This window comes from Streptomyces sp. NBC_00887, from assembly GCF_045207585.1.
On record NZ_CP108788.1, the window covers coordinates 6,607,215 to 6,629,849 of the forward strand.

General features: G+C 71.4%; 20 protein-coding genes. 15 read left to right on the forward strand and 5 right to left on the reverse strand.

Annotated elements, in window-relative coordinates; genetic code table 11:
• Positions 1-25: 25 nt before the first annotated feature.
• Genes OG844_RS30260 through OG844_RS30275 form a run of 4 tightly spaced genes read left to right on the forward strand, consistent with a single transcriptional unit; the run spans position 26 to position 3,194 of the window.
• Positions 26-1,189 (forward strand): serine hydrolase domain-containing protein, encoded by a 1,164-nt coding sequence (locus OG844_RS30260; protein ID WP_406396313.1) that lies wholly within the window; start codon positions 26-28, stop codon positions 1,187-1,189.
• A complete protein-coding gene (locus tag OG844_RS30265) occupies positions 1,186-2,055 on the forward strand; it encodes an SDR family NAD(P)-dependent oxidoreductase (RefSeq protein WP_406394544.1) in 870 nt (289 codons plus the stop codon). Before OG844_RS30260 ends, OG844_RS30265 begins: the two co-directional genes overlap by 4 nt.
• Positions 2,052-2,546, forward strand: coding sequence for a GNAT family N-acetyltransferase (locus OG844_RS30270; RefSeq protein ID WP_406394545.1), 495 nt, complete (start codon positions 2,052-2,054; stop codon positions 2,544-2,546). Before OG844_RS30265 ends, OG844_RS30270 begins: the two co-directional genes overlap by 4 nt.
• Positions 2,547-2,597: 51 nt before the next feature.
• A complete protein-coding gene (locus OG844_RS30275; RefSeq protein ID WP_406396315.1) occupies positions 2,598-3,194 on the forward strand; it encodes a hypothetical protein in 597 nt (198 codons plus the stop codon).
• Positions 3,195-3,230: 36 nt separating this feature from the next.
• On the opposite strand, the gene OG844_RS30280 is transcribed toward OG844_RS30275, so the two are convergent.
• The 3 genes from OG844_RS30280 to OG844_RS30290 form a co-directional block, all read right to left on the reverse strand.
• Positions 3,231-4,082 (reverse strand): EamA family transporter, encoded by an 852-nt coding sequence (locus OG844_RS30280; protein ID WP_406394547.1) that lies wholly within the window; start codon positions 4,080-4,082, stop codon positions 3,231-3,233.
• Positions 4,079-4,588, reverse strand: a complete 510-nt coding sequence (locus tag OG844_RS30285; protein ID WP_406394548.1) for a YbaK/EbsC family protein — start codon at positions 4,586-4,588, stop codon at positions 4,079-4,081. Before OG844_RS30285 ends, OG844_RS30280 begins: the two co-directional genes overlap by 4 nt.
• A 93-nt stretch (positions 4,589-4,681) precedes the next feature.
• Positions 4,682-6,316 (reverse strand): penicillin-binding transpeptidase domain-containing protein, encoded by a 1,635-nt coding sequence (locus OG844_RS30290; RefSeq protein ID WP_406394550.1) that lies wholly within the window; start codon positions 6,314-6,316, stop codon positions 4,682-4,684.
• Between the two features lie 449 nt (positions 6,317-6,765).
• Between OG844_RS30290 and OG844_RS30295 the strand changes: the two genes are divergently transcribed.
• Positions 6,766-6,990: a DUF6243 family protein gene (locus OG844_RS30295; protein ID WP_406394552.1), complete on the forward strand. Its 225-nt coding sequence runs from the start codon at positions 6,766-6,768 to the stop codon at positions 6,988-6,990.
• 125 nt (positions 6,991-7,115) lie between these two features.
• Here the strand turns inward: OG844_RS30295 and OG844_RS30300 are convergent, their stop codons facing one another.
• Complete coding sequence (locus OG844_RS30300; protein WP_406394553.1) at positions 7,116-8,882, reverse strand: dolichyl-phosphate-mannose--protein mannosyltransferase; 1,767 nt, start codon at positions 8,880-8,882, stop codon at positions 7,116-7,118.
• 53 nt (positions 8,883-8,935) lie between these two features.
• Here OG844_RS30300 and rsmI point away from each other — a divergent pair, with 53 nt between their 5' ends.
• From rsmI to OG844_RS30330, 6 genes are all read left to right on the forward strand, one after another.
• Positions 8,936-9,832, forward strand: coding sequence for a 16S rRNA (cytidine(1402)-2'-O)-methyltransferase (gene rsmI, locus OG844_RS30305; protein WP_406394555.1), 897 nt, complete (start codon positions 8,936-8,938; stop codon positions 9,830-9,832).
• Between the two features lie 172 nt (positions 9,833-10,004).
• Positions 10,005-10,382 carry a hypothetical protein gene (locus OG844_RS30310; RefSeq protein ID WP_406394556.1) on the forward strand — a complete coding sequence of 126 codons (378 nt, stop codon included), beginning with the start codon at positions 10,005-10,007 and terminating at the stop codon, positions 10,380-10,382.
• Positions 10,383-10,414: 32 nt separating this feature from the next.
• The gene (locus OG844_RS30315) at positions 10,415-11,281 is read left to right on the forward strand and encodes a TatD family hydrolase (protein ID WP_406394557.1); all 867 of its coding nucleotides are present in this window, start codon (positions 10,415-10,417) and stop codon (positions 11,279-11,281) included.
• A gap of 117 nt (positions 11,282-11,398) precedes the next feature.
• Positions 11,399-11,956: a ubiquitin-like domain-containing protein gene (locus OG844_RS30320; RefSeq protein ID WP_406394558.1), complete on the forward strand. Its 558-nt coding sequence runs from the start codon at positions 11,399-11,401 to the stop codon at positions 11,954-11,956.
• A gap of 9 nt (positions 11,957-11,965) precedes the next feature.
• Entirely contained in the window at positions 11,966-12,838 is an 873-nt protein-coding gene (gene rsmA / locus OG844_RS30325) for a 16S rRNA (adenine(1518)-N(6)/adenine(1519)-N(6))-dimethyltransferase RsmA (protein ID WP_406394559.1), read from the forward strand.
• Entirely contained in the window at positions 12,835-13,740 is a 906-nt protein-coding gene (locus OG844_RS30330) for a 4-(cytidine 5'-diphospho)-2-C-methyl-D-erythritol kinase (protein ID WP_406394560.1), read from the forward strand. The genes rsmA and OG844_RS30330 overlap by 4 nt, the downstream gene beginning before the upstream one ends.
• Before the next feature lie 42 nt (positions 13,741-13,782).
• Here the strand turns inward: OG844_RS30330 and OG844_RS30335 are convergent, their stop codons facing one another.
• Entirely contained in the window at positions 13,783-14,439 is a 657-nt protein-coding gene (locus tag OG844_RS30335) for a lipoprotein (RefSeq protein WP_406394562.1), read from the reverse strand.
• A 158-nt stretch (positions 14,440-14,597) separates the two neighbouring features.
• On the opposite strand from OG844_RS30335, the gene OG844_RS30340 reads away from it, so the two are divergent.
• The 4 genes from OG844_RS30340 to OG844_RS30355 all read left to right on the forward strand — a co-directional run bounded on the left by OG844_RS30340 (position 14,598) and on the right by OG844_RS30355 (position 22,496).
• On the forward strand, positions 14,598-16,412 hold the full coding sequence (locus OG844_RS30340; RefSeq protein WP_384609178.1) for an ABC-F family ATP-binding cassette domain-containing protein: 1,815 nt from the start codon (positions 14,598-14,600) through the stop codon (positions 16,410-16,412).
• A 131-nt stretch (positions 16,413-16,543) separates the two neighbouring features.
• Positions 16,544-18,298, forward strand: coding sequence for a PQQ-binding-like beta-propeller repeat protein (locus tag OG844_RS30345; RefSeq protein ID WP_406394563.1), 1,755 nt, complete (start codon positions 16,544-16,546; stop codon positions 18,296-18,298).
• 357 nt (positions 18,299-18,655) lie between these two features.
• On the forward strand, positions 18,656-20,515 hold the full coding sequence (locus tag OG844_RS30350) for a PQQ-binding-like beta-propeller repeat protein (protein WP_406394565.1): 1,860 nt from the start codon (positions 18,656-18,658) through the stop codon (positions 20,513-20,515).
• A gap of 85 nt (positions 20,516-20,600) precedes the next feature.
• A complete protein-coding gene (locus tag OG844_RS30355; protein WP_406394566.1) occupies positions 20,601-22,496 on the forward strand; it encodes a PQQ-binding-like beta-propeller repeat protein in 1,896 nt (631 codons plus the stop codon).
• The last annotated feature ends 139 nt before the right edge of the window (positions 22,497-22,635 follow it).

Consider the following 22,635-nt stretch of genomic DNA (forward strand, 5'->3'; position numbering starts at 1 on the left):
GATGAGCGGGAGCGCGGGAGCAGGCGTGGATGTACGGGGCACGGTGACGCCCGGGTTCGAGGCGGTACGGGATGCTTTCGTCCGTAACTTCGAACAGCGCGGGGAACGGGGAGCGGCCGTGGCCGTCTACCGTCACGGGCGCAAGGTCGTGGATCTGTGGGCCGGTACGAGGGATGTCGACGGGAGCGAACCGTGGGCGGTCGACACCGTCCAGGTCGTCCGCTCGGCCGGGAAGGGCATCGCAGCGGCCGTGCCGCTGCTGCTGCACCAGCGGGGCCAGGTGGACCTGGACGCCCCGGTCGGCACGTACTGGCCCGAGTTCAAGGCGAACGGCAAGGAACGCGTCCTCGTACGCCATCTCCTCGCCCACCGCGCCGGACTCGCCGCACTCGACGGCACGCTGACGCCCGAGGAGGCCGCCGACGGGACCTCCGGTCCGCGGGCCGTCGCCGCCCAGCGGCCCCTGTGGGAGCCCGGCACCAACCACGGGTACCACGCCCAGACCTACAGCTGGCTCATCGGCGAACTGGTCCGCAGGACCACCGGACGCACCATCGGCCGCTGGATCGCCGAGGAGATCGCCCGCCCGCTCGGCCTGGACTTCTGGTTCGGACTCCCGGCGGACGAGGCGCACCGGGTCGGGCGGATCGGCCCCGTGGAGCCGCCCGTGACCGAGCACAACGGGGGCGCCCTGCGCATGCGCCCCAAGCGGTCCGTGGTCGAGGCCTACCGCGACCCGGCCTCGCTCACCCGCCGTGCCTTCGGAGCCATCGACCCCTTCCCCGACGAGAACGACCCCGCCTACCGTGCGGCCGAACTGCCCGCGTCCAACGGTGTCGCCACAGCGCGCGGACTCGCCCGCTGCTACGCCGCGATGATCGGTGAGGTGGACGGCCACCGGCTGTTCGCCCCGGCCACGCTCACCCTCGCCCGCACCGAGGAGTCCGAGGGCCCGGACCGGGTCCTGGTCGTCAACACCCGTTTCGGCCTCGGGTACATGCTGCACGGCACTGCCGCCCCGCTCCTGGCCCCCGGCTCCTTCGGGCACCCCGGCCGCGGCGGCTCGCTGGGCTTCGCCGACCCGGAATCGGGCATCGCGCTCGGCTATGTGACGAACGGCCTGCAGAAGGGAGTCACCGCCGACCCCCGTGCCCAGGCCCTGGTCAGGGCAGTACGTTCGGCTCTATGACTTCCACTCCCGCCTCTCCTTCCCCGGCCGCTCCCTCCGCCGCACGCTTCGACGGACACGCCGTACTCCTCACAGGCGCCGGACGGGGCATCGGCGCGGCCACGGCCCGCCGGCTGGCCGCCGAAGGCGCGGCCGTACTCGTCACCGACCTGGACGCCGGCCGGGCCGCGCACACCGCGAAGGAGATACGGGAACGGGGCGGCACGGCCGAGTCCCTGGCCTGTGACGTGGGCGACCGGACCGCCGTCGAGGCGGCGGTCGCCCACGCGGTCGCGGCCTTCGGGCGGCTCGACGTCCTGGTCAACAACGCCTACGCCAACCACGAGGACGCCCCCCTCTTCGAGGACGAGGCGGACGAATCCTGGGACCACACCCTCGACATCACCCTGACCGGCCCCTACCGCTGCTCCCGCGCCGCGCTGCCGCACCTGGTGGCCTCCGGGCGGGGCGCGATCGTCAACATCGGCTCGGTCAACGGGGAACAGGACTTCGGCGGCCACGCCTACAGCGCCGCCAAGGCGGGCCTGGCGAGCCTGACCCGCACCCTCGCCGGCCACGCGGGCCCGCGCGGGGTGCGCGTCAACCTCATCGCCCCCGGCACGATCCGTACGGAGGCCTGGGCGGGCCGCGACGCCGAACTGGAGCGGGCGAGCGCCCTCTACCCGCTCGGCCGGCTCGGCGCCCCGGACGACATCGCGTCCGCCGTCGCCTTCCTCGCCTCCCGTGACGCGTCCTGGATCACGGGGACGACGCTGCGGGTGGACGGCGGACTCCTGGCGGTCAACACGGGTTTCCGCAACGCGCTGTCACAGGACGGGGAAACCGCTGGCCCGGGCGGAGAACCACGGCCTACCCTCCCTCGATGATTGATCACGGATTCTCGGACCGGACCGGCCGGCGCGTCACTCTGCGCGAGGTGGACAGCGACAACTGGCGTGCGGTCGCCGATGTCGCCCCCCTGGACAGCCAGCGCGACCACGTCCCCGCGCTGGCGGCCCGGTACCTCCTGCTGTCGATGCGCGAGGACACCTGGAACTCGCTGGCCGTCCACGCCGACGACCTGGCGCTCGGGCATGTGATGTGGGCCCGGGACGACGACGGCTCCTACTGGATCGGCGGCATGCTGATCGACGGCCCCGAGCAGGGCAGGGGCATCGGGCGCGCGGTCATGCGCACGCTCACGGCCTGGCTCGCGGAGCAGGACGGCTGCGAGGTCGTCCGGCTGTCGTACGCCCCCGGCAACACCGCCGCCGCAGCGCTCTACACCTCTCTCGGTTTCCGGCCGACGGACGCCGTCGAGGACGACGAGGTGGTCGTCGAACTACCGGCACGGGACGCGGTTGTCGGACCCGTGTGACAGAGTGACCGGCCCTGGAGGAAGCGGTGCCGAGGACACGGGGTGACGTCGATGGGTGACTTCTTCGAGCGGATCGTCGATCTGGAGGCGACCGGCGAGGAGGCCGGGCCGCTCGCCGCGCGGATGGTCGACTGGATGGTCGGCCAGGGGGTGATCACCCGTGAGCTGTCCGGTGACGCGATGTACAGCCTGAACGTGGACCTGGGCCATGTCCCCGGCCCCGACTGGGCGCGGGCCGTGGCCGACGCCTCCGACCCGACGTGGATCCCCGCCCCGGTGGCGGTCATCGTCGGCCGGGACCACCACGTCGGCGGACAGGGCGCGGACACCGCGGACTCGGCCACCTGCCCCCGGTGCGGGACGAGGACCGTGGTCATCGACTACCCCGAGGAGTTCGAGCCGGACGAGGAGGTCTGGCAGCCGTTCCGGGACGGCATCAGGACCTGGAAGGAGACCGGCGAGGGCACGGCGCCCTGCTCCGCCTGCGGAGTCTCCTCGCCGGTCACCGAGTGGGACTTCGGGTCCGGATTCGACCTCGGCGCGCTCGCGTTCGACTTCTGGGGGTGGCCGCCGCTCAGCGTGCGCTTCCTCGCGGAGTTCCGGAGGGAGCTGGGCCACCGCACCGAGGAGCAGTCGGGGAAGTTCTGAGAGGCCCCCGCCCCGCTCCCTCGGTGCTACGCAGGCTCAACTCGTGTGCAGCATCAGTCCGATGCCCACGACCATCAGTCCGGCGGCCGCGATCCGAGGGGCGCCGAAGCGTTCCTTGAAGAACAGCGTCCCTATCGCGGCCCCCACGATGATCGAGGACTCCCGCAGTGCGGCGATCGGGGCGAGCGGGGCCTTCGTCTGCGCCCACAGGACGAGCGCGTACGCGGCGAACGACAAGCCCGCGCCCACCAGTCCGCGTGCCATGAACGGGGAGAGCTGGGCGGCCAGTTCACCGCGCCGGCGCCCGTACGTGTACGCCGGGATCGCCACACCCTGCACGATCATCAGCCAGGCGATGTAGCCGAGCGGCGTCCCCGAGGCGCGCACCCCGACCCCGTCGACCGTCGTGTACCCGGCGATCGCCAGACCCGTCGCGAGGGCCGCCAGGATCGCGGGCCCGTGCGGGCGCGTGCCGGAACCGCGGATCCCCCACAGGGCCAGCCCGACGAGCCCCGCGGAGGCCACCGCGACGCCTGCGGCCGCCCAGGCGTCCGGGCGCTCACCGAGGAAGAGGGCGGCCAGGACCGTCACCACGAGGGGGGCCGTGCCCCGGGCGATCGGATACATCTGGCCGAAGTCGCCCAGCGTGAAGGACCGCATCAGCAGCACCATGTACGCCACGTGCAGGCCCGCGGAGAGGAACAGGTACGGCCAGGCCCCGGCTGCCGGGAACGGTACGAAGCAGGCCAGGAGGGCCCCGATCAGCGCCCCACCGCCGGAGATCAGGGTGAAGGACAGGAGCTGGTCGCGTATCGCGTGGGCGATGGCGTTCCAGCTGGCGTGCGTGATCGCGGCGGCCAGGACGGCCGCCGCCACCAGCGGGGTCACGCGGCCCGCTCGCGCACGTCCACCAGCGTGCCGCCCGCGAACTCGATCACGCGCTTCGGGTCGAGCGGGAAGACGGTGTGCGGGGTGCCCGCCGCGGCCCACACCACCGCGTGGTCGAGCAGGCCGCGGTCGGCCAGTACCCGGGTCCTCGTCACGTGGCCGAAGGGCGGTACGCCGCCGATCGCGTACCCCGTGGTCTCCCGGACGAGGTCGGCCCCGGCCCGCTTGACCTCTGCGGCGCCCAGCTCGCTCCGCACGCGCTCGACGTCCACCCGGGACGAGCCGTCCATCAGGACGAGGACCGGGGCGCCGTCCGCCTCGAAGATCAGCGACTTGACGATCTGGCTGAGCTCGCAGCCGATCGCCGCGGCGGCCTCGACCGCGGTGCGGGTGGCGTCGGGGAAGCGGCGTACCTCGACGTCGAGACCCAGCTCACGCAGGGCCTCGGCGAACCGGGGGTGGGCGTCGGACGAGGTCGCGGTGGGGGTCATGTCGGATGTGCTCATGCCCGGCACGCTACTGAACGGCCCGGCTCCCGCACCAGGCAGTTCCGGCCCGTCCCCGCCGCGGCGGGGACGGCACCACGACTGCGGCCCAGGTCAGGAACCGGCCCGCAGGACCGCCGCCACCACCGGGCCGGCCGCGTCGCCCCCGTGACCGCCGGACTGGACGACCGCGGCGGCCGCGAGGTCGTTGCTGAAGCCGGTGAACCAGCTGTTGGACGTGCCCTGCCCGTCGACCTCGGCCGAGCCCGTCTTGGCGCCCTTGTCCCCGCCGACGGAAGCCATGGCGGCCTTGCCCGTGCCCCAGGACGCGGTGGCCCGCATCATGTCGTTCAGCTGGCGGGTGACGTTCTGCGACAGCGAGCGGGAGGCCACGGCGAGCTGACGGTCGTCCAGGTCGCGCGGCACGATGACGGGCTGGCGGAACGTTCCGGTGCGGGCGGTGGCGGTGATGGACGCCATGTTGAGCGCGTTCATCTGGACGGTGCCCTGGCCGATGTACTGCTCGGCCGCCGCACCGCCGGTCTCCTCGGGGACGCTTCCGTCGACGGACGTGATGCCGGTCTTCCAGTCGAGGCCGATCCCGAAGACGTCACGGGCCTCCTTGGCGAGTGCGGCGTCGTCCTTGGTGTCGTCGATCAGTTTGATGAATGCCGTGTTGCACGAACGGGCGAAGCTGGTGGTGAACGTGTCGGTGGGCGGGAGCGCGAAGTTGCCCAGGTTGTGGAACGTCCGGCTCTGCCAGGTCGCCTCCTTCGGACACTCGACCGGGCTGTTCGCCGAGACGAGCCCCTTCTCGATCAGCATCGCGGCCGTCACGATCTTCAGCGTGGAGCCGGGCGCCTGCTTGCCCTGCATCGCCGCGTTGAAGCCGGTCGCCGGGTTGTTGGCCACCGCGCGGATCGACCCGGTGGACGGCTTCACGGCGACCACCGACGCCCCGCTGAACTGCTTGACCGCCTTCTCCGCCGCAGCCTGGGCGCCCGCGTCGAGCGTCGTCCGCAGCCTGCCGGGCTTCCCCTTGGCGAGGGTCAGCAGCGTCGTGTCGGGGAGCTGCGCGTCCGCGGGCTCGATCCAGGTCTCGATGCCCGGAGAGCCGCCGGTGCTGTCGCCGTACTTCTCGCGCAGGCTGTCCAGGATCGGCCCGAGCGACGGGTACTTCTCCTTGTCGAGCACTTTGCCGTTGTGGTCGACGGCCTCGATCGCGGCCGTCGAGGACTCGCCGGTCTTCAGCGACGCCCCCTCGGTCAGCTGGGGGTGGACCACCGTGGGCTGCCAGTCGACGAGGGCCTTGCCCGTGGTGAGGCCGCGTACGACGGTCAGCTCGGAGGCGTACGACCAGGGCTTGGTCTTCCCCTCGTACGACACCGTGGCCTTCACCGTGTACGGGACCTTCGTGCCGACGGCCGGGCCCGGGGTGATCACCGCCTTGGTGACGTGGGCCTCTTCGCTGTAGCCGGTCAGCAGCGGCTCGGCGATGTCCTGGTTGTTGGTGAGCAGAGCGGCGGCCGTCCCGTCGCCGGACGCCCATGCCTTGAGGAAACCCTTCGCGGTCTCCTCGATCTCGGACTTGCTTGGCGGTCCCGTCCTCACTTCGGAGGACGCGGACGCGGACTCCGTTCCGTCGGCCCCGCCGCCGCCCAGCACCACGCTGTACGCGCCGTAGCCGAGTCCTCCGGCCACCAGCACGAACACCCCGCCCACAACGGCGACTTTCGCTCCACTGCGCATCTGTGCAGTCCCCCTCCCCAGGAGTCCCCCTTGAACGTGTTCAGGGGGGATGTTCTCGGCACTGTACGGGACGGGCGTGACGGCAGAGGAGGTTGTTATCGGACCGCGACGGTCTGGGTGAGAGCGCTTTCTCGTGTCGTCATGTCCAACGGTCCAGCCCCGTCCGGTCGCGCCAGGAGTTCTCCGGAAGCGATGTCCCCGTGGAGAGAGGCCTGAAACAGACGTACGTCTCTCGCGGTTCGCACGCTCACGTTCCTGGGGGCCCAGGGGCGGCGGAGAAGGTGTTGGTGTGCGGTGTCGGCGGAACCGGGTAACGTCTTTGGCATGTTCTTCCAGACGCCGATTCACGAGTGAGAGCGTGATGGGTCCCCGCTGACGTCCTGGTACGTCGCCGCCCGTCCCCCACCGATGAATCCGTAGATCACTCCACATCATTACCGGGAGAACCCGTGACCGTGAGCAAGAACATCAACAACCCCGTGGGCATGGGCGGCGGCCAGCGCAAGAGGCTGTCCCGCGCCGAACGGCAGAACAACGGCCCGCACCGCAACCTCGACCGCCAGAGTGCCGCCGACCAGAAGGCGGAGCTGGTGCGCAAGATGCGCGAGAAGGCAGCCGCGGCCGAGGACGCAGGACAGACGGGCGACGACGGCGACGACACCGTACAGAGCTGACGCACGGCCGCCGCAGGGCGGCACCGCACGCAGCAGGGCCCGGACCGCGAGACGCGGTCCGGGCCCTGCTGCCGTACCGGGGCTCCGCCAAGGGGGCCGGCGTCACGCATGGCCCGGCCGGGCCGTTACACCCAGCTGTCCAGCCACATCCGGTCACGCCAGGAGTTCTCCGGAAGCGACGTCCCCGTGTAGAGCGGCCAGAAATAGACGAAGTTCCAGACGATCAGCAGCACCAGCACGCCCGCCGCGATCGCTCCCAGTGTCCGTCTGCGCTCGCCGGTGGGATCACCGGTGCTCAGGCCCAGTTCGTGCTTGGTCCCGGTGCCGGCCGCCGGGCCCAGCAGGGCGCCGATCATCATCGTCACCGCCAGGCACAGGAACGGCACGAACACGACCGCGTAGAAGAGGAAGATCGTCCGCTCCTGGTAGAAGAACCAGGGCACCCAGCCCGCCGCCACACCGCACGCGATCGCGCCCGCGCGCCAGTCGCGGCGGAAGAACCAGCGCCACAGCACGTACAGCAGCGCCACGCACCCCGCCCACCACAGCAGCGGGGTGCCGATCGCCAGCACCTCGCGGGCGCACTTGCCGGTCTCCGACGTGAGGCAGCCCGTCTTCTCCTCGTAGAAGTACGAGACGGGGCGGCCCAGGACGATCCAGCTCCACGGGTTGGACTGGTACGTGTGGCCGGAGGTCAGGCCGACATGGAACTCGTACACCTGGTTCTCGTAGTGCCACAGGCTGCGCAGCCAGTCCGGCAGCCAGGTCCAGCTGCCGCCCTTGCCCTCGGTGGCCGCCCAGTTGCGGTAGTAGCCCTTGCCCGTGACGATCCAGCCGGTCCACGAGGCGAGGTACGTGCCGATCGCGACCGGCACCGTCGAGACGAACGCGGGCAGCAGGTCCCGCAGGACCACGGCCCGGTACGGCTGCTGCGCACCCGCGGTGCGCCGCGCTCCCACGTCCCACAGCACCGCCATCACACCGAACGCGGCGAGGATGTACAGCCCGTTCCACTTCGTGGCGAAGGCCAGGCCGAGCATCACGCCTGCGGTGATCCGCCACGGCCGCCAGCCGAGGCGGAGCGTTTCGGCGACAGGGGCGTCCGGGCGCAGCACGCCGTCCTCGTCGACCGGCAGCGCGGCGGCCAGCCTGCGGCGGGCCCAGTCACGGTCGATGAGGAAGCAGCCGAACGCCGCGAGCACGAAGAACATGAGCACGAGGTCGAGCAAAGCCGTGCGGCTCATCACGAAGTGCAGCCCGTCCACGGCCAGCAGCGTGCCCGCGAGACAGCCCAGGAACGTCGAGCGGAAGAGCCGCCGGCCGATCCGGCACAGCATCAGCACCGAGACGGTGCCGAGCAGCGCCACCATGAACCGCCAGCCGAACGGGGTGAACCCGAAGATCTGCTCGCCGAAACCGATGATCCACTTGCCGACCGGCGGATGCACGACGTAGCCGGGGTCCACGGGGATGTCCACCGAGGACGGGTCCTTGAGGATCAGCTTGTCGACGTCCTTGGGCCAGGAGCCCTCGTACCCCTGGTTGACGAGCGCCCAGGCGTCCTTGGCGTAGTACGTCTCGTCGAATATCACCGCCTTCGGGCTGCCCAGGTTCCAGAACCGCAGCACCCCGGCCACCAGCGCCACCAGGAGCGGCCCGCCCCAGGCGGACCAGCGGACCAGGTGGCCCGCCAGGGCCGGAGGCACGGCGAGCACTTCCCAGAACTGGCCTCCCGGGCGGGTGTACGGCGGAATCAGCCGCTCGCGCAGCCCCGTTCCCGGCCGCGGGGAATGGCCGAAGCGGCGCAGCCGCTGCTGCCAGGAATGCGGCTGGTCGCCGGCGTCGTTCCCGGCGTCGTGGCCCTGCTGGGCTTCGGGCGCAGTACTCGTCACCGCGCCATCGTAGGGAACGCTTCTGTGCGAGTGGTGCCGCCCGTGCTGGGAGGATGGCCGATGTGACTGGAACGACTGGAACGCTCGTGCTCGCAGGGACCCCCATCGGCGACGTGGCGGACGCCCCGCCACGCCTCGCCACCGAACTGGAGACGGCCGATGTCGTGGCCGCCGAGGACACCCGGAGGCTGCGCAGGCTCACCCAGGCGCTCGGCATCCATACGACAGGGCGTGTCGTCTCCTACTTCGAGGGCAACGAGTCGGCGCGTACGCCGGAACTCGTCGAGGCGCTGGTGAACGGCGCCCGTGTCCTGCTGGTCACCGACGCCGGAATGCCGTCCGTCTCCGACCCCGGGTACCGGCTCGTCGCCGCGGCCGTGGAGAAGGACATCAAGGTCACCGCGGTACCGGGGCCGTCCGCGGTGCTGACCGCGCTCGCGCTGTCCGGCCTGCCGGTCGACCGGTTCTGCTTCGAGGGCTTCCTGCCCCGGAAGGCGGGCGAGCGGCTGGGGAAGCTGCGCGAGGTCGCCGGGGAGCGCCGCACGATGGTCTTCTTCGAGGCACCGCACCGGCTCGACGACACCCTGGCCGCGATGGCCGAGGTGTTCGGCGCGGACCGCAGGGCCGCCGTGTGCCGTGAGCTGACCAAGACGTACGAGGAAGTGAAGCGCGGGCCGCTCGGCGAACTGGCGCAGTGGGCGGCCGAAGGCGTGCGCGGCGAGATCACCGTCGTGGTCGAGGGCGCCACCGACACCGGGAACGAGGGGCTGGACGCCGCCGAGCTGGTGCGCAGGGTGCAGGTGCGCGAGGAGGCGGGGGAGCGGCGCAAGGAGGCCATCGCGGCGGTCGCCGCCGATGTGGGCCTGCCCAAGCGCGAAGTGTTCGATGCGGTCGTCGCGGCAAAGAACGCGGCCAGGACCGGCCACGCGCAGGGCAAAGGACTAACCTGAGATGTAAAGCCCGAGCCGCGTACCCGGCCCCCAGTCCATGGATGGGCCAAGAGCGTTCCAACACTCGGCAGACCTGGTGCGTTGCCGCCGGGAAAGGCGTCCACTGGAGAGTGGAACGCACCTCCCGGAGTGCTTGTCCGGAGTGCTTGTCCGGCGGACAAGAGGAGCAGGCATGAGTGACATCGCAGCAACCACCGTGCACGAGGCGTACGCGTTCGCCTGCATGAGGTGTGGGTACGGCTGGGAACAGGCCTACGAGATAGAGCACCACGTGGACGGCTCCGGCAACACGTACGTGGTGTACAAGGCGGACGGGGAGCGCGTCCCCTCGCCGCTGTCCACTCCGACGTGCACGAACTGCGGCGGCCATGTGGTCCGCATCATGCGGGCCGGCCGGGTCTCCACCGTGCAGCAGCTGCTCCGTCAGCAGCCCGCGCACCCCGAGAAGACCGTCGAGGAAGAGCCCGTACCCGCCGCCGTACCGGCACCGGGCACGGCAACGCACCACTGGCAGCTCTCCGATCTGCTGCATCCCTTCCACCGGCGGTGAGGCCGGGCTCATGCCCTCGTAGAGTCGTGGGCATGAGCCGTACGGAAGCCCCGCCGCTGCCCGAACCCCTCCGGGTTCCGGTCGCCGATTCGCACACCCATCTGGACATGCAGGACGGAACCGTCGAGGAGGGCCTGGCCCGGGCCGCGGCGGTCAATGTGACCGCGGTCGTCCAGGTCGGCTGCGACGTGAAGGGCTCGCGCTGGGCCGCCGAGACCGCGGCGGTCCACGCCTCCGTGCACGCCTCCGTCGCCCTGCACCCCAACGAGGCGCCGCGCATCGTGCACGGGGACCCGGACGGCTCGGCGCGCCAGGGGATCCGGGAGCCGGGCGGCAGGGGCGCGCTGGACGAGGCGCTCGCCGAGATCGACGCACTGGCCGCCCTCGACCACGTACGCGGCGTCGGCGAGACCGGGCTCGACCACTTCCGAACGGGCCCCGAGGGCATGGCCGCCCAGGAGGAGTCCTTCCGGGCCCACATCGAGATCGCCAAGCGGCACGGCAAGGCCCTCGTCATCCACGACCGCGACGCGCACGCGGACGTGCTGCGCATCCTCGCCGACGCGGGCGCACCGGAGCGGACCGTCTTCCACTGCTACTCCGGTGACGCCGACATGGCCCGGATCTGCGCGGCGGCCGGGTACTTCATGTCCTTCGCGGGCAACGTCACCTTCAAGAACGCCCAGCCGCTGCGCGACGCGCTGGCCGTCGCTCCGACGGAGCTCGTCCTCGTAGAGACGGACGCCCCCTTCCTCACCCCCGCCCCGTACCGCGGACGGCCCAACGCGCCCTACCTCATTCCGGTGACGCTCCGTGCGATGGCCGAGGTCCGGGGGACGGACGAGGACGCCCTGGCCGCCGCGGTCTACGACAACACGGCGCGCGCGTTCGATTTCTGACGCGCCCCGGACGCTTCCCTCCGCCACGCTGCGCAGTCATACAACTGTGGAAAGTGAGGGAAGCTCCGCTACCATCCCCCGCGCAACGGGTCGACCGGCCGGAACTCCTGGAGAGTCGTGGGCCATTCGCAGGGCAGTCATCGCGCACCACGCGCAGGTCGTCGGACGAAGGAGGTCCCGGCTCCGGCAGCGCCGCGCTCCCTCCACGAGGAGCGGACGATCGTCGCCGGGTCGTGGCCGGGCGTCCTGCCGGTGCACGACCCGACGGTGCTCGACACACCTCTGGTGCCCCGGCAGGCGACGGCCCCGGACGTGACGACCGGGCGCAGGGCCGCCGCCCGGCGGGCAGCGGCCGCCAGGCACCGGAGCGCCCCCGACAGCCTCCAGGGGCTTCTCACGCAGGCCCTGGTCGTCGCCGTCCTGGCGGGCGGCACCTCGGCGTTCCTCGCCCAGGACAAGGCCGTCGAGCTCAGCGTCGACGGCGAGCCGCGCACCGTGCACACCTTCGCGGACGACGTCGGTGAACTCCTGGACGACCGGGGCGTCACGGTCGGCGCCCGCGACCTCGTCGCACCGGCCCCCGGCACCGGGCTCGACGACGGCGACGAGGTCGTCGTCCACCACGAGACCCGGCCGGCAGCGGGGGGCGGGCCCCGGCCCCCGCAGCGGCCGTAGGCTTAACGGGTGAGCACCACAGAGCCCGACGCCCTCCTGGGCCCCGCAGACATCCGCGAGCTGGCCGCAGCACTGGGCGTACGCCCCACGAAGCAGCGCGGCCAGAACTTCGTCATCGACGCCAACACGGTCCGCAGGATCGTCCGGACCGCCGAGGTGCGGCCCGACGACGTGGTGGTCGAGGTCGGGCCGGGCCTGGGCTCGCTGACCCTGGCCCTGCTCGAGGCGGCCGACCGGGTCGTCGCCGTCGAGATCGACGACGTGCTCGCGGGCGCCCTGCCGGCCACGGTCGCCGCCCGGCTCCCGGCGCGGGTCGACCGCTTCGCACTGGTCCACTCGGACGCGATGCTCGTGACGGAACTGCCCGGCCCCGCGCCCACCGCCCTGGTCGCGAACCTTCCGTACAACGTCGCCGTACCGGTCCTGCTCACCATGCTGGAGCGCTTCCCCACCATCGAGCGGACGCTCGTGATGGTGCAGGCCGAGGTCGCCGACAGGCTGGCCGCCGGGCCGGGCAACAAGGTCTACGGCGTGCCGTCGGTCAAGGCCAACTGGTACGCCCACGTCAAGCGCGCCGGCTCCATCGGCCGCACGGTCTTCTGGCCCGCGCCGAACGTCGACTCGGGGCTGGTCTCCCTGGTGCGGCGAACCGAGCCGATCAGTACCACGGCGAGCAGGGCCGAGGTCTTCGCCGTCGTCGACGCCGCCTTCGCCCAGCGCCGCAAGACGCTGCGCGCGGCCCTCGCCGGCTGGGCGGGCTCCGCGCCCGCCGCCGAGGCCGCCCTGGTCGCCGCGGGAGTCTCGCCGCAGGCACGCGGCGAGGCGCTGACGGTCGAGGAGTTCGCCGCGATCGCCGAGAACAGGCCGGAGCCCTCCGCATGACCCACAGCGTCACCGTCCGCGTCCCCGCCAAGGTCAACGCGCAGCTCGCGGTGGGCGCGGCGCGCCCCGACGGCTTCCACGACCTGGCCAACGTCTTCCTCGCCGTCGGCCTGTACGACGAGGTCACCGTCACCCGCGCCGAAGCCCTGCGCGTCACCTGCTCGGGCCCCGACGCCGCCCAGGTACCGCTCGACGTCACCAACCTCGCCGCCCGTGCCGCGATCGCCCTGGCCGAACGGCACGGCATCGCCCCCGATGTGCACATCCACATCGCCAAGGACATCCCCGTCGCGGGCGGCATGGCGGGCGGCAGCGCCGACGGGGCAGCCGCCCTGCTGGCCTGCGACGCCCTGTGGTCCACCGGATCGACCCGGGACGAACTGCTCGCCATCTGCGCCGAACTGGGCAGCGACGTGCCGTTCAGCCTGGTCGGTGGGGCGGCGCTCGGGGTCGGGCGCGGTGAACAGCTGACCCCCGTGGACGTGGGTGGCACCTTCCACTGGGTCTTCGCGGTGGCCGACGGCGGACTCTCCACCCCCGCGGTGTACGGCGAGTTCGACCGGCTCACCGCCGGTACGCACGTGCCCGCGCCGACGGCGTCCGCCGCGCTCCTCGACGCGCTGCGCGCCGGGGACACCGCCGCACTTGCCGGCGCCCTGAGCAACGACCTCCAGGCCGCCGCGCTCTCACTGCGCCCCTCGCTGGCCGACACCCTGGCGGCGGGCACCGCCGTGGGCGCCCTGGCCGCGCTGGTCTCGGGGTCCGGGCCGACCACGGCGTTCCTGGTGGCGGACGCGGAGTCCGCGGAGAAGGTGGCCGACGCGCTGCTGACGTCGGGCACCTGCCGCAGCGCACGGGCCGCCGTGTCCCCGGCACCGGGGGCGACGGTTCAGCGGCAGTAGGGGCGGCGGCGGCACGAGGCGCCGCGGCGGCCGCCCGCCGCGTCAGCCGAGCTTCAGGGTCTTCTTCGCCAGCTCGTACGCCGGGAGCATCTGCTTGTGCTCCTCGGAGTCCAGGCCGCCCAGGTGCACCACGACGGGGCCGTCGGGCGTGGCGACCGCGAAGGCGCGCTCGGTCTTCGGCTCGTCCAGCAGCTCGCTGTCCACCGTGTAGCTGACCTCGACGGCGGCCAGGTCACCGGCCTCGGTCCGTGTGTACGACTCCTCGGCCGAGTCGGGGTCGTCCGCAACGAAAGCCTCCAGCACCTTTTGCGGGTCACCGTCGGAGGCCTTGCCCTGCCAGACCCGGAGGTAGCCGATGTTCCCCGCCGGCTTCGCGTCGATCTCGCAGACCATCGTGACCGTGCCCTGCTCACCCAGCGCCGCCAGGTCGGAGCCGGGCTCGATCTCGACGGCCTTCGGCTTCCAGTCCGCCGCGAGGTCGAAGGTGACAGGCAGCACGCAGGGCGAGCCGACGACGCCCAGGGTGATGCCCTTGGCGACGGGCTCCGCGGCATCGGTGCCGCCGTCGCCGTCCGCCGTGTCCGTCCTCCCGCTCACCGGCTCGGTACCCGCCGTGTCGCTGCCGGACGACGAACAGCCGGCCAGAGCCACCGCCGCCAGGACCGCCGGAACCAGAACCCGTACCGCACCACGCATCATGAAGTCCCCACCCCAGAGATGATCCGAACCGCTCCGACCAGGGGATCCGTCCCATGATCGATCGCCGCACGCTATCGCACCTCCCGCGGCGACTACCCTGGGACGTCGAGCGTACGTAGAGCGGTCCCCGACGCTGGGATCCCCGAAACAGGAGTGAAATGGCCGTCAATCTGGTCAATGTCGAGCAGGTCAGCAAGGTGTACGGCACCCGTGCCCTGCTCGACGGTGTATCCCTCGGGGTGTCCGAGGGCGACCGGATCGGCGTCGTCGGCCGCAACGGCGACGGCAAGACGACGCTCATCCGGATGCTCGCCAAGCTGGAGGACGCCGACACCGGCCGGGTCACCCACAACGGCGGGCTGCGCCTCGGTGTCCTCACCCAGCACGACTCGCTCGACCCGAAGGCCACCATCCGGCACGAGGTCATCGGCGACCTCGCCGACCACGAGTGGGCGGGCAGCGCCAAGATCCGCGATGTCCTCACCGGCCTCTTCGGCGGGCTTGCCCTCCCGGGCTTCGAGCACGGCCTGGACACCGTCATCGCCCCGCTCTCCGGCGGCGAGCGGCGCCGGATCGCGCTGGCCAAGCTGCTCATCGGCGAGCCCGACCTGATCGTCCTCGACGAGCCCACCAACCACCTCGACGTCGAGGGCATCTCCTGGCTCGCCGGCCATCTGCGGGCCCGGCGCTCCGCACTCGTCTGCGTCACCCACGACCGGTGGTTCCTCGACCAGGTCTGCACCCGCATGTGGGACGTGCAGCGCGGTGCGGTCCACGAGTACGAGGGCGGCTACAGCGACTACGTCTTCGCCCGGGCGGAGCGGGAGCGGATCGCCGCCACCGAGGAGGGCAAGCGGCAGAACCTGATGCGCAAGGAGCTGGCCTGGCTGCGGCGCGGCGCCCCCGCCCGTACGTCCAAGCCGCGCTACCGCATCGAGGCGGCCAACGAGCTGATCGCCGACGTGCCGCCCCCGCGCGACACCAGCTCGCTGATGAAGTTCGCCAACGCCCGGCTCGGCAAGACCGTCTTCGACCTGGAGGACGTGACGGTCCAGGCCGGACCCAAAACCCTGCTCACCCACCTCACCTGGCAGCTCGGCCCCGGCGACCGGATCGGCCTGGTCGGGGTGAACGGCGCGGGCAAGACCTCTCTGCTGCGGGCGCTCGCCGAGGCGTCCCGTACGCAGGGCGACGCACAGCCGGCCGCCGGGAAGGTGATCGTCGGCAAGACCGTCAAACTGGCGTACCTCTCCCAGGAGGTCACGGAGCTCAACCCGAATCTGCGGGTGCTCGAAGCGGTTCAGCAGGTACGCGACCGGGTCGACCTCGGCAAGGGCCGCGAGATGACCGCGGGCCAGCTCTGCGAGCAGTTCGGCTTCACCAAGGAGAAGCAGTGGACCCCGGTCGGTGACCTGTCCGGTGGCGAGCGGCGGCGGCTGCAGATCCTGCGTCTGCTGATGGACGAGCCCAACGTCCTGTTCCTCGACGAGCCCACCAACGACCTGGACATCGAGACCCTGACGCAGCTGGAGGACCTCCTCGACAGCTGGCCCGGGTCGATGATCGTGATCTCCCACGACCGGTTCTTCATCGAGCGGACCACCGACAAGGTGATGGCCCTGCTCGGCGACCGTGCGCTGCGGATGCTGCCGCGCGGGATCGACGAGTACCTGGAGCGCAGGCAGCGGATGGAGGAGGAGGCCACCCCGTCCGCCGCCGCCTTTTCGGCGCCGAAGGGCGCGGCGGCCGAGGCCGTTTCACCGCAGGCGGCGCGTGCGGCGAAGAAGGAGCTGCAGAAGGTCGAGCGCCAGCTCGAAAAGATGTCGACGCGTGAGACCAAGCTGCACGCGCAGATCGCCGACAACGCCACCGACTTCGGGAAGGTGGCCGAACTCGACGCAGAGCTGCGTGAACTGGTCGCGGAGCGCGATGTGTTGGAGATGCGCTGGCTCGAACTGGCCGAGGAGGCCTGACCGCTGGGGCACGGCGGAACCCGCGGTGCAGGTGGGGCGGCAGGGGCGCGTGGGGCTGATGGTAGAAAGTAGGCCCGCGCGAATCGTTGTGACCTTGCGGTAGCCGTGCCGCTCGAAGGGGGACGTGCCGAATGACCCAGCCGCCCGGCCAGCAACCGCCGCAGGGGGGCTTCGGCGCACCGTACGACCCTTCGCCGGGTACGCCGCCATCTGCGTCCCCGCCGGGGTACGGCTACCCGCCCGCAGCGGGCGCACCGGGTGGTCGGCCGGGACCGTACGGGCAGCAGCCCGGGCCGTATGCCCAGCAGCCCGGCTCGTACGGGGCCGGGCCCGGCCCGTACGCCCAGCAGCCGGGGCCCTACGCCCAGCAGCCGGGGCCCTACGCCCAGCAGCCCGGACCGCACCCGCAGCCTCCCGGGCAGGGCCCCGGCGGATCCGGGTCCGGTCGCGGACCGTTCAAGGGCAGGCCCGCTCCGGTCATCGGGGCCGTGCTCGCCGTACTGCTGCTCGTCGGCGGGGGCGTCTGGTTCGCCACGAGCGGCGACGGCGGGAGCGGTAAGAAGCACGTCTCGGGCGGGGGAGACGCGAAGCCGAGCGGTTCGCCCACGACGGGCAAGGAGGACGGAAGGAGCGATGCTCCGACCGCCGCCGGCCTCAACGCCAGGCGCAAGCCCGGCGAGGCGAAGGTGCTGTGGATCCGGGAGAGCGGGATCGACCTGCCGCAGTACGGGGACGAGCAGTACGGCCCGTGGTTCGCGGGCGACACGGTCGTCAAGGCCATCTTCCGCTCGGTCTCCGGCTATTCGGTGGCCGACGGGTCCGAGAAGTGGACCCTGAAGCTGCCCACCGACCTCTGCGCGGCACCGACGCTGCCCACCGCCGACGGCAAGATCGTCGTCGGCATCGAGGGCAACGTCTCGGAGCAGGAGGCGGAGTGCTCGGTCCTGCAGATGATCGACCTGCGCACCGGCAAGGCGGGCTGGAAGAAGACCGTCGACCGCACCGACATCCAGGACGGGCTGTCGCACGTCGCGATGTCGGTCAACGGGGACACGGTGACCTTCGGACGGACCAGCAACACGGACGCGTTCCGGATCAGTGACGGCAAGAAGCTGTTCGGCAAACGGGAAGGTGTCTGCCAGCCGTTCGCCTACACGAGCGGCCCCAGGATGATCGGCGCCGTCAGCTGCCAGGCCGAGCCCGTCGACCCCGTCCGTCAGCAGGTCCAGGAGGTCGACCCGGCCACCGGAGCGGCGAAATGGACGTACGAGGTCAAGGCCGGCTGGCAGGTCGCGCACGTGTACTCGTCGAGCCCGCTCGTCATCTCGATCAAGAAGGACGAGCAGTGGGCCGTCGTCGTACTGAATGAGGACGGCACCTACCGCTCCCAACTGGTCGGCCGCACCGAGAACTACACCGCGAGGTGCAGTGAGGAGTCCGTGGAGTCGGGCAGCAACCTCGACGGTTGCGTCGGGGCCGCGGCCGACGAGGAGCGGCTCTACCTGTCGACCGAGTCGCTGAGCACCGCGAAGGCCATGACCAACAAGGTCGTCGCCTTCGACCTGGCCACCGGCCGGACCGTGTGGCAGGCGCCCGCGCCGGACAACCAGGTCATGTGGCCGCTGCGCATGGAGGGCACCGACGTACTGATCCACGTGAGGGCCTCGTACAGCAAGGGCGGCGGGATCGCCCTGATCGCGCCGACCGGGGGTGCGCCCAGGATGCTGCTGAAGCACCCGGCGTCGGGAGCCCCGACGGAGTCCTTGATCTTCGCGCCGAAGGCCGCCTGTGCGGGGGGCCGTTCCTTCCTCCTGCCGGGCCGGATCAGCTCGGACGAGGACGAGGAGGAGAAGGCGCAGACGGCCCTGATGGTCTTCGGCAAGTGAGGGTTCCGTGTGCGTGCCGGGCCGGGTCGTCACGCAGCGGTACCGCGCAAAACGCGCAGGGTCCGTGAAAGGCGCCCGCGACGGGGCAAGTTGACGCAACGTCTGTGACGCCTGCCCCGAACGGCCCGGGCAGGCGCGTAACGACGGCATCACGGGCCGGTTCTCCCTTGGGAACAGGGGGTGGACCGATCCCCTGTTCGATGTCTTGCGGGTGGTACAAAGAAGCCCCGCTCGACTGTCGTAAAGCCGCGGAAGCCATGCCCGATTCGCTCCTTTCCGAGGGGAATTCAGCCCAGCGGAATCGCGGGGGAGAACGAACCGGGCACCGGACCGCACCGCACGAAGGGGGACGTGCTGATGACCCAGCCGCCCAGCCAGCAACCGCCGCAGGGAGGCTTCGGGTCTCCGCAGGAGCCGCCGCAGGGAACTCCTCGGCCGCCCCAGGACCAGCCGTCCCCGCCCCAGACGCCGCCGCCCGCCGCCCCGCCGCAGATGCCGCCGGCTCCCCCGCAGACGCCGCCCCCGGGCGGAGCGGGCTACGGCTACCCGCAGGCACCGGCCGGCGCCCCCGGCTACGGCTACCCGCAGGCCCCCGGCCCGTACACCCAGCAGCCCGGCCCGTACGGCGCGCAGTCCGGCCCGTACGCCCAGCAGCCCGGTCCGTACGGCCAGCAGCCGGGCCCCTACGGCCAGCCGACGCAGCCCGGCGGCTACGGCTACCCGCAGCAGCAGTACCCCGGTGCGCCCGCTCCCGGCGGCTCCGGCGGCAACCCCTTCAAGGGGAAGCCCGCGATGATCATCGGCGCGGCCGTGGCCGCGCTGCTGGTCGTCGGCGGTGGCGTCTGGTTCGCCGCGAGCGGCAGCGACGACGACAAGAAGCCCGTCGCCAAGGAGAGCACCGGGCCCGCCGGGCCGACCGCCTCGCCCACCGTCGACGAGGGTGACGGCAACGGCGACGGCCGCGAGGTCGACGACGACCTGAACGCCGGGCGCAAGCCCGGTGAGGCGAAGGTCCTCTGGCTGACGACGAACGACGTCGACCTCCCGCGCAACGGCGCCGACGTATACGGACCGTGGATCGTGGGCGACACCGTCGTCAAGGGCATGTACCGCACGGTCTCCGGCTACTCGGCCGCCGACGGCAAGCAGAAGTGGACCCTTCCGCTGCCCGCCGACATGTGCGCGGCGCCCGGCACGGCCACCACCGACGGCAAGATCGTCATCGGCGTCAAGAACGGCACCACGGACAAGGCGGACTGCTCGGTCCTGCAGATGATCGACCTCAACACCGGCAAGCCCGGCTGGAAGAAGGCGATCACGAAGAACAGCACCTGGGACCTGATGTCCGACATCGGCCTGGCGATCAGCGGTGACACCGTGACCGTCGGCCGCACCAGCAACTCCAACGGCTACCGGGTCAGCGACGGCAAGGAGCTGTTCGGCAAGCAGGCGGGCAACTGCCAGCCGTTCGCGTTCGCCGGCGGGGCCAAGCTGATCGCGGCGTCCAGCTGCCGCACCGAGGACCTGGACAACCCGCAGCACCAGGTCCAGGAGATCGACCCGGCCACCGGGAAGCCCAAGTGGACGTACAAGCCCCAGCGCGGCTGGGAGGTCGACAAGGTCTACTCGGTGAGCCCGCTCGTCGTCTCGCTGACCAAGCGCGAGGAGAAGAAGTGGTCCATCCTCGCCATCAAGGAGAACGGCACGCTCCGTTCCCAGCTGGTCGGGGACAAGGAGGACAAGTTCTCGGTCGACTGCGGCCACGACTTCGCGATCTTCGGTGAGCAGCTCGAGGGCTGCACCGGTGTCGCGGCCGACGCCAACACCTTCTACATGGCGACCGAGGACGACACCAGCGGCACGAGCCGCACCAACAAGGTCGTCGCGTTCAACCTGAACACCGGCAAGCCCAAGTGGAAGGCGGCGGCTCCTGCCGAGCGCGTCATGAAGCCGCTGCGCATGGAGGGCGGCAACGTGCTGCTCTACCTGGAGGCCACGTACGACAAGGGCGGGGCGATAGCGACGCTCGCACCGGCCGGCGGCGCGCCCAAGGTGGTTCTGCAGCACCCGGACTCGACCACCCGGATCGAAAGTTCCTTCTTCACGTCGAAGATCGCTTACGCGGGCGGCCGTTCCTTCATCGTCAGCGGACGCGTCAGCGCCTCGAACGACGAGGAGGAGAAGGCCCAGAAGACGATGATGGCCTTCGGCAAGTGACGGATCACGACGGCATCCGAGGGACCCGGCCCTCCCGCCGCACCCGCAGCCCCCTCCCCACAGACTCCTCAGAGGTACGTACGCCATGACGCAGCCGCCCCCGCCCAACGATCCGCCCCAGGGCGGATTCGGCGCCCCGCAGGACCCGCCTCCCGGCGGATTCGCCGCGCCGACGCCGCCGCCCTCCGACGGCTTCTCCAAGCAGCCTCCGGCCGCACCGCCGACCCCGCCCGCGGGTGGTTACGGAAGCCCGCCGCCCCCGCCCGGCGGTGGCTACGGCACCCCCCAGACACCGCCCGGACAGCCGCCGCAGAACCCGGCGTACGGATACCCGCAGGCCCCGCCGCCGGGACAGCCCGGGTACGGCTTCCCGCAGGCCCCGCCGCCGGGACAGCCCGGGTACGGCTTCCCGCAGGGACCGCCGCCCGGACAGCCCGGCATGCCCCCGCAGCAGGGATACGGCTACCCGACCGCCCCGATGCAGCCGCAGTACCTGGCACCGCAGCCGGGCGGCAACGGCGGCAAGAAGTTCAACACCCAGATGCAGATCATCGTCGCGGCGGTCGTCGCGGTGGTGCTGATCGTCGGCGGCGGCGTCATCTACGCCTCCAGCAGCGGTGACGACGGCGGCAAGAAGGACGAGGCGTCCTCGGCCGGCACCAACGGCGGCGAGGGCAAGGGCGGCGAAGGCAGCGGACTCGGCGGCGGCAGCGAGAAGGCACCGGCCGACATCAAGTCCAAGGTCGGCTTCCAGCTTCCCCAGCCGAAGGTCACGGACACCACCACGGTCACGGGCTCCTGGCTCACCGACAAGGCGTTCGTGAAGACCGGTGTGTACGAGATCGTCGGCTACGACCCGGCCAAGGGCACCAAGCTCTGGTCCATTCCGCTGCCCGGCCAGCTCTGCGCCGCCTCCCGGCACATGAGCAAGGACTACAAGACGGCCATCGTCTTCGAGGAGGGCAAGCCGACCAAGGCGGACAAGTACCCCTCGTGCAACCAGGTCGGCGCCCTCGATCTGAACACCGGCAAGCTGATGTGGAGCAAGTCGGTCACCTCCAGCTCCAGCGGTGACGAGCCCATCAGGTTCAGCGAGGTCACGCTCAGCGGAACGACGGTCGCCGCGGGCGGCACCAGCGGCGGCGCGGCGTTCAACCTCGCCACCGGCGCGGAGCTGTGGAGGCCGAAGACCGACACCAACGGCTGCTACGACAAGGGGTACGGCGGCGGCGAGGCCCTCGCCGTGGTCCGCAAGTGCGGTACCTACGACGCCCCGCAGCTCACCATCCAGGCGCTGAACCCGACCACCGGTGCCCCCCTGTCCTCGTACAACATGCCGGCCGGTGTGGAGTACGCGAGCATCGTCTCCACCAAGCCGCTCGTCGTCGCGGCCGATGTCGGCGACACCGCCGGTGACGGCAGCGGCATCTCGGACTTCTTCTCGATCAACGCGGCCACCGGCAAGCTGATCGTCCGGATCTCGGCCGACGCGGACCAGTACGCCGGACGCTGCGGCTCCACCGAGGTCGAGACGTGCCAGTCCCTGGCCGTCGGCGGCAACAGGCTCTACGTGCCGACCGAGGAGCACGAGGGCGGCGGCGAGTACGGCGACACGAACGAGATCGTCGCCTTCGACCTGGCCACCGGCAAGCTCGTCGGCGGCAAGGCGGACGCGGGCGACCGGTACACGCTGACCCCGCTGCGCATGGACGGCACCAACGTCATCGCCTACAAGGAGCCCCCGTACGACAAGGGTGGCCAGATCGTCTCCATCGACGGTTCCACCTTCAAGCAGACCGTGCTGATGGAGAACCCGAGCGACGAGGCGGTGCGCGACGCGGAGACCGGGTTCAGCGGGTACTACGCCGAGTACATCTACGACAAGGGCCGGCTGTTCATCTCCGAGAAGATGATCAGTGAGCCCCGCCAGAGCACGCTGGACGACAAGCAGTACCTCGTCGTCAGCTTCACCACCGGCTGACCCGTCCTCGGGTGAGCAGCGGCCCTGTCGGTTGATCATTCAGCCGGCAGGGCCGATCGTTTTCGTCCGGCAAGTAGCCCTGAATGACGCAGAATTCGGCATTCTGGGGGGCTTCTGCCCTCTAAGGGGCGCGCCACGT

Excerpts from the sequence above, each read along its gene's own strand:
- OG844_RS30265 (WP_406394544.1), top strand. The coding sequence starts at position 1,186 with ATGACTTCCACTCCCGCCTCTCCTTCCCCGGCCGCTCCCTCCGCCGCA.
- OG844_RS30275 (WP_406396315.1), top strand. The coding sequence starts at position 2,598 with ATGGGTGACTTCTTCGAGCGGATCGTCGATCTGGAGGCGACCGGCGAG.
- OG844_RS30330 (WP_406394560.1), top strand. The coding sequence starts at position 12,835 with ATGACCCACAGCGTCACCGTCCGCGTCCCCGCCAAGGTCAACGCGCAG.
- OG844_RS30345 (WP_406394563.1), top strand. The coding sequence starts at position 16,544 with ATGACCCAGCCGCCCGGCCAGCAACCGCCGCAGGGGGGCTTCGGCGCA.
- OG844_RS30315 (WP_406394557.1), top strand. The coding sequence starts at position 10,415 with ATGAGCCGTACGGAAGCCCCGCCGCTGCCCGAACCCCTCCGGGTTCCG.
- OG844_RS30335 (WP_406394562.1), bottom strand. The coding sequence starts at position 14,439 with ATGATGCGTGGTGCGGTACGGGTTCTGGTTCCGGCGGTCCTGGCGGCG.
- rsmI (WP_406394555.1), top strand. The coding sequence starts at position 8,936 with ATGGCCGATGTGACTGGAACGACTGGAACGCTCGTGCTCGCAGGGACC.
- OG844_RS30285 (WP_406394548.1), bottom strand. The coding sequence starts at position 4,588 with ATGAGCACATCCGACATGACCCCCACCGCGACCTCGTCCGACGCCCAC.
- OG844_RS30310 (WP_406394556.1), top strand. The coding sequence starts at position 10,005 with ATGAGTGACATCGCAGCAACCACCGTGCACGAGGCGTACGCGTTCGCC.
- OG844_RS30270 (WP_406394545.1), top strand. The coding sequence starts at position 2,052 with ATGATTGATCACGGATTCTCGGACCGGACCGGCCGGCGCGTCACTCTG.
- OG844_RS30355 (WP_406394566.1), top strand. The coding sequence starts at position 20,601 with ATGACGCAGCCGCCCCCGCCCAACGATCCGCCCCAGGGCGGATTCGGC.
- OG844_RS30290 (WP_406394550.1), bottom strand. The coding sequence starts at position 6,316 with ATGCGCAGTGGAGCGAAAGTCGCCGTTGTGGGCGGGGTGTTCGTGCTG.
- OG844_RS30340 (WP_384609178.1), top strand. The coding sequence starts at position 14,598 with ATGGCCGTCAATCTGGTCAATGTCGAGCAGGTCAGCAAGGTGTACGGC.
- OG844_RS30350 (WP_406394565.1), top strand. The coding sequence starts at position 18,656 with ATGACCCAGCCGCCCAGCCAGCAACCGCCGCAGGGAGGCTTCGGGTCT.